4 protein-coding genes and 1 pseudogene are annotated in these 4,716 nt (G+C 33.9%); 2 read left to right on the top strand and 3 right to left on the bottom strand.

Annotated features, from left to right (window positions below; genetic code table 11):
* Positions 1-168: GerAB/ArcD/ProY family transporter (locus JN080_RS28240; protein ID WP_256239271.1), on the bottom strand; the 168-nt coding region annotated here is incomplete at its 3' end.
* Between the two features lie 907 nt (positions 169-1,075).
* Here JN080_RS28240 and JN080_RS28235 point away from each other — a divergent pair.
* Positions 1,076-1,411 carry a helix-turn-helix domain-containing protein gene (locus JN080_RS28235; RefSeq protein WP_256239270.1) on the top strand — a complete coding sequence of 112 codons (336 nt, stop codon included), beginning with the start codon at positions 1,076-1,078 and terminating at the stop codon, positions 1,409-1,411.
* A gap of 71 nt (positions 1,412-1,482) precedes the next feature.
* Here JN080_RS28235 and JN080_RS28230 read toward each other — a convergent pair.
* Together JN080_RS28230 and JN080_RS28225 are read right to left on the bottom strand one after the other, a co-directional pair.
* Positions 1,483-1,754, bottom strand: a pseudogene (locus tag JN080_RS28230) (HU family DNA-binding protein).
* Positions 1,755-1,847: 93 nt separating this feature from the next.
* A complete protein-coding gene (locus tag JN080_RS28225; RefSeq protein WP_256239269.1) occupies positions 1,848-2,072 on the bottom strand; it encodes a hypothetical protein in 225 nt (74 codons plus the stop codon).
* A gap of 326 nt (positions 2,073-2,398) precedes the next feature.
* Between JN080_RS28225 and JN080_RS28220 the strand changes: the two genes are divergently transcribed.
* The gene (locus JN080_RS28220) at positions 2,399-3,517 is read left to right on the top strand and encodes a GerAB/ArcD/ProY family transporter (protein ID WP_256239268.1); all 1,119 of its coding nucleotides are present in this window, start codon (positions 2,399-2,401) and stop codon (positions 3,515-3,517) included.
* The last annotated feature ends 1,199 nt before the right edge of the window (positions 3,518-4,716 follow it).

The raw sequence follows: 4,716 nt of genomic DNA, 5'->3' as shown, positions 1-4,716 counted from the left end.
GAAAATAAAAAATAAAGAAATTAAAGTTGTCAAGATAGCCGTAATCCAAGCATCCTGTTTAGCTGCTTTTGCAACTGGAGCGGGAGCAACAAGTATCGCACTTCCGATTGTAAAGACAGTTACTAATATGAGAAATTCACCGGCGTTGATTTTTCCTTTTTCGAGCATAATTTCCTCCAATAATTCCGGATATACTCAGTATCCCAATAAATTCCTATACTTATGACTACACTTAGAAATGATGGAGAAGGTTCAGCAGTATAAAAAGGAGCTTCAATCGAGGATTCTTTTTGTGTGTATAAGTAGCACGTATTCTATAGAGTGATGCTTTTCTTATTGACCAAGGGCCCCTAAAACCGTGGTTTACGGCATAAAATCCATCTTGGCAGTCATACCCAGGATGGTTTTTTTGTCCTGTTTAAAAAATCTTTTTGTTTAACTTTTTTGTTTCCATTTAATTAATCATTTTGTTCCATTTGATCTCTTTTTTATATACTTATTGGATATAAATAACAATAAGAAGGAGAAAATTAAACATCCACCCATAGTCAACAAGAGATATTGCAACCAGGATCCGAGAACTAAAAAATCCATTCAAAATCCCCCTTTTAAAAGTAATGACCTGTCCTTTTTTCTCCTTTTCTTTCCATTTTATATTTCCTCTATTCTTGTAATCTTGACTTCTACTTTGAACGTATCAGGATTTTTCTCTAAAACGGTAATAAATCGTTTGAGATCTTGATGGAGAATAAACCCTTCATTCTCTTTTTCAAATTTCATGGTAAATGCAGGAACAGATTCCCGAATGAACTCAACAGCTGTAGCTACATATTCAGAGTTTTCTGAGATTCTATAAAACCCTGTAATAATTGAGCTTGCTGCTCTACTATTAATTTTAACTTTTCTAATTCTTTTTGAGTATCTGTTAATTCTTCCTCTGTTTCTGAAGATGTCAGTGTCTCATTTTCTCCCTAAATTTCTTCTATTTTCAGCTCGATACCTGTATTCAAATCCATTTGTTTATGCTCATCAACATTTTCTTTAACTTTTGCCTCCCTTTTCTTTGGTAGAAGGGATGGGCCAGCTAGTCTCTGATATTGTATTGACATTGCTTTCTTGGATGGTGGAAGAAGAAAGGCATCGAATCAGAACAGCTCAACGTGAGGGAATCGAAATTGCTAAAAGCCAAGGGAAATTTCGAGGTGGAGCGAAACGCTATCATGCCGGAGCTAACGGAAAAGATAAAGTTATTTATGATCGAATTGTACATTTATTGGAATCAGGTATGAGTGTTATGGATATTCATCGTGAAGTTGGTGTTGCCCGTAATACCATTTATAAAATACAAGAGAGCTGCCATAAGAATATTAAGAATAAAGCCCTCTTGTACTCAAGAGGGCTTAGTTTTTAGGAATGGCTTATTACCTATCTCATTCTTTCCTCATCAATAGTCCAATTTTGGTCCATTATAGATATACCAACTTATTTAACAGCTTCCTTTAATTCCTTGCCTGGTTTAAAAGCTGGAACCTTAGAGGCAGGGACTGAATTTCCTCCCCTGTTTCGGGGTTACGACCGGTTCGAGATGCACGTTCACGTACTTCAAATGTTCCAAACCCAATTAACTGGATTTTCTCTTCCTTAGCAAGTGTATTAGAGATGGTTTCAAATAATGCATCCACAGCTGCTGTGGCATCTTACTTTGTTAATTCTGCTTGTGTGGCAACAGCATTTACTAATTCTGTCTTATTCATTTTCAAGCACCTCGTTATTTTATTATTAGATATTATGTAGAAATGATAGAATATCATAAATGTGTCACATGATATACATTATTTCATTAACAGTCATTGAAAGGCTTTTCCTTTTAGCTTTAATGAAACTGTAACATAAAAATTAATGTTCTCGGTCTCATCAAATGCCACACCTGATGGGTTCGGTCTAACATCTAATATTACTTCTTTGTTAGGATTCAATTTTTCGTATTTGTTTTTTATTTCCTTTAACTCATTCTCTAACTGGACTTTAGTATGTACTGGTATCATAAACATTCCTAGTTCTCGCTGTTCCACTATTCTTCTCCCTCCTTACGTATGCTATTTTATTTTGACAAAGAAGAATAAAACTCCTCTTTTTTTACTTTTTCAACAATTCAAATCCGCCGCACGTCTCTTTACAGACATCGCTTTATTTGTCAGCTAACGCTTACTGGCTACCGAACGGTCACATTTGAGGTTTTTACTCTTTAAAATACGTGCTGCTATACGTATAAAAGAAGAATCTTCGATTTTGGAAGTTCCTTTTTATACTGCTGAGCTTCCTTTTTCATTTCTAGTTTAGTAATAAATAAAGGAATTTTTTGGGATACTAAATGTTATCAGCTAAGTTGGGGGAAATCATGCTCGAAAAAGGTAAAATTAACGCCGGTGAATTTCAAATATTAATCATTGCATTTTCTACAGGAACTTCCATACTTGTGCCACCTGCTTATCTTGCAGCGATTTCAAAACAGGATGCCTGGATTGCTTCTGCCTTAACCACGCTCATCAGTTTACTTCTTATACTTATATATAACCAACTAGCAGGATTATTTCCGTCCATGACTTATGTTGAATATAATGAAAAAATATTGGGAAAATGGATTGGCAAAATGACTTCATTGCTATTTCTTTATTATTTTTTTCACCTTGCTTCTGGTTCGCTAAGAGAAATAGGGGAGTTTTTTACGACAGAAGTATTGGTTGATACTCCTATCCAAATAATCATGATCATATTTTTACTAACCAGCTTAATCGGTGTCCGATTAGGCTTAGAGGTAATCAGCCGTACATTATTAATATTTTTCCCTTGGATAATGGCGCTGCTTTTCATGTTATTCTTATTGCTTATTCCTAATATCAAAGTAGAAAATATACAGCCTCTTTTCGGAGAAGGGATAAAGCCAATTGTAAAGGGTTCATTTATCTATTTAGGGGAATCATTAATAGAGTTTCCGATATTTTTAATGATCACACCGTATGTTACCCAAAAAGCAAAAATGAAAAAAGCCTTTTATAAAGGAACATTAATTGGAGGATGCCTCCTAACCATTTTGGTTACTTTTTGTATATTAGTATTGGGACCTGATTTAACTGCGAGACAAACCTTTCCTTCGTATATGCTTGGGAAAAAAATAAGTATTGGGACCTTTTTACAAAGAGTGGAAGTCATCGTCGCAGTTATTTGGATGTTAACCATTTATTTCAAGCTGACACTTTGCTATTATGGAATTTCCCTTGGACTGGCCCAAGTACTCGGCTTAAAAAATTATCAAATTCTTCTTTTTCCACTAGCATTTTTAATCATTACCTTTGCAATCTTTATGCATCCAAATATTGTACATTTATCTAACTTTCTTATTAAAACATGGCCCACTTTTTCCTTAACCATATGTTTTATTTTTCCGCTGTTATTATTAGTGATTGGAAAAATTAAAGTAAAACGTTCTGCTTCTAATGAAACTAAACGGCCAGTATGAATAAATTAGATATACTCTACGATTTACTTTCTAATAGACCCTTCTCTTATTCAAGAAAATGGACCATTTATGGAATATGTATCGGTTCCATAACTATTAAGTTATGCACCTTTAATAAACGTTCTACTCAAAGAACAAGCTGAATGTAACTTTTTATGTATTAAGTTATATTCGTTTTTTCATCACTTCTCCATAAAAAAGCTACAGTATACGTGTTAGCTGATACTTTTTCAATTAAAGCACCGTTAAAAAATATTTTTTTGTTGTTGTATACCTTTAATATCTTAAGTCCAAAATAAGATCAGCCAAATTCCCCCTAGAATTTGGCCAGTAGAAAACCCATTCATACAGGAACCAGAATGGGTTTTTTATATTAAAGTAAAAATGTGTGAGTGTTCGAATCAATCGCAAGGCTTAAGAAAAAGGAATTTTAAATTTGTCCAATGTAACAAAACCTCTATTATATTACATTCGTTTTTTCCTGACTCCACAAAAAAAGACCACCTATCATTGGTGGCCCAATCTTTAAAGAAAGCACTCTTTGCTATCAATCATCCCTTGCAATCTTTAAAACTCTGAGGTTAATTATTCATTTGTTCAAATTATAAGTCCAATTTCAATTTAAACTTCCATTAACATAAATTTTTCTACGAATAGAGCTACCTCATGTGTATCAACCTTATTGATTTTTGCTTCAGTTGCTATAATATATGCTTTTAAACTTTTTGTTTTTTTTATGTCTTTGAGTAATACATCACCATTCAATAATTGAATACAATTTCTTTAACTTCCTCATCATCCGATTGGTATAAAAGATAAGATAAACGACTAATTTTGTCCATTTTTCGTCCTCCTTCTTTACAATCATATGTTCATAGAATTCGTTAAATTGATGCAATTTCCAGCATATAAAGTAAATTAAGATGACATGAAATATAACGGGTAGGATGTTTCAAGGAATACACGCAGAAGGGATACTCAAAAAATTTATCCGTGAGCAGTTTTCGCCGTCCGTTTTTACTTCTCGGGGAAGTCCCATCCTATATTTCACTCGCATTTAGTATTCACAGGCATGTATAGAGGGACGAATGTCCGACCGAAAGCGGTACCCGTCTTATGAAGTCTTAAGATGTTTAATTGACGGCAGTTAAAACCCTTCTCTAAGACAAGCACTATCAGGGTCTCACCGACATTTCACG

This window comes from Bacillus sp. EB600 (assembly GCF_024494385.1).
Taxonomy (GTDB): domain Bacteria; phylum Bacillota; class Bacilli; order Bacillales; family Cytobacillaceae; genus JAEVLT01.
The sequence above is the reverse complement of the archived record's forward strand: the minus strand, read 5'-3'. Positions and strand labels throughout refer to the sequence as shown.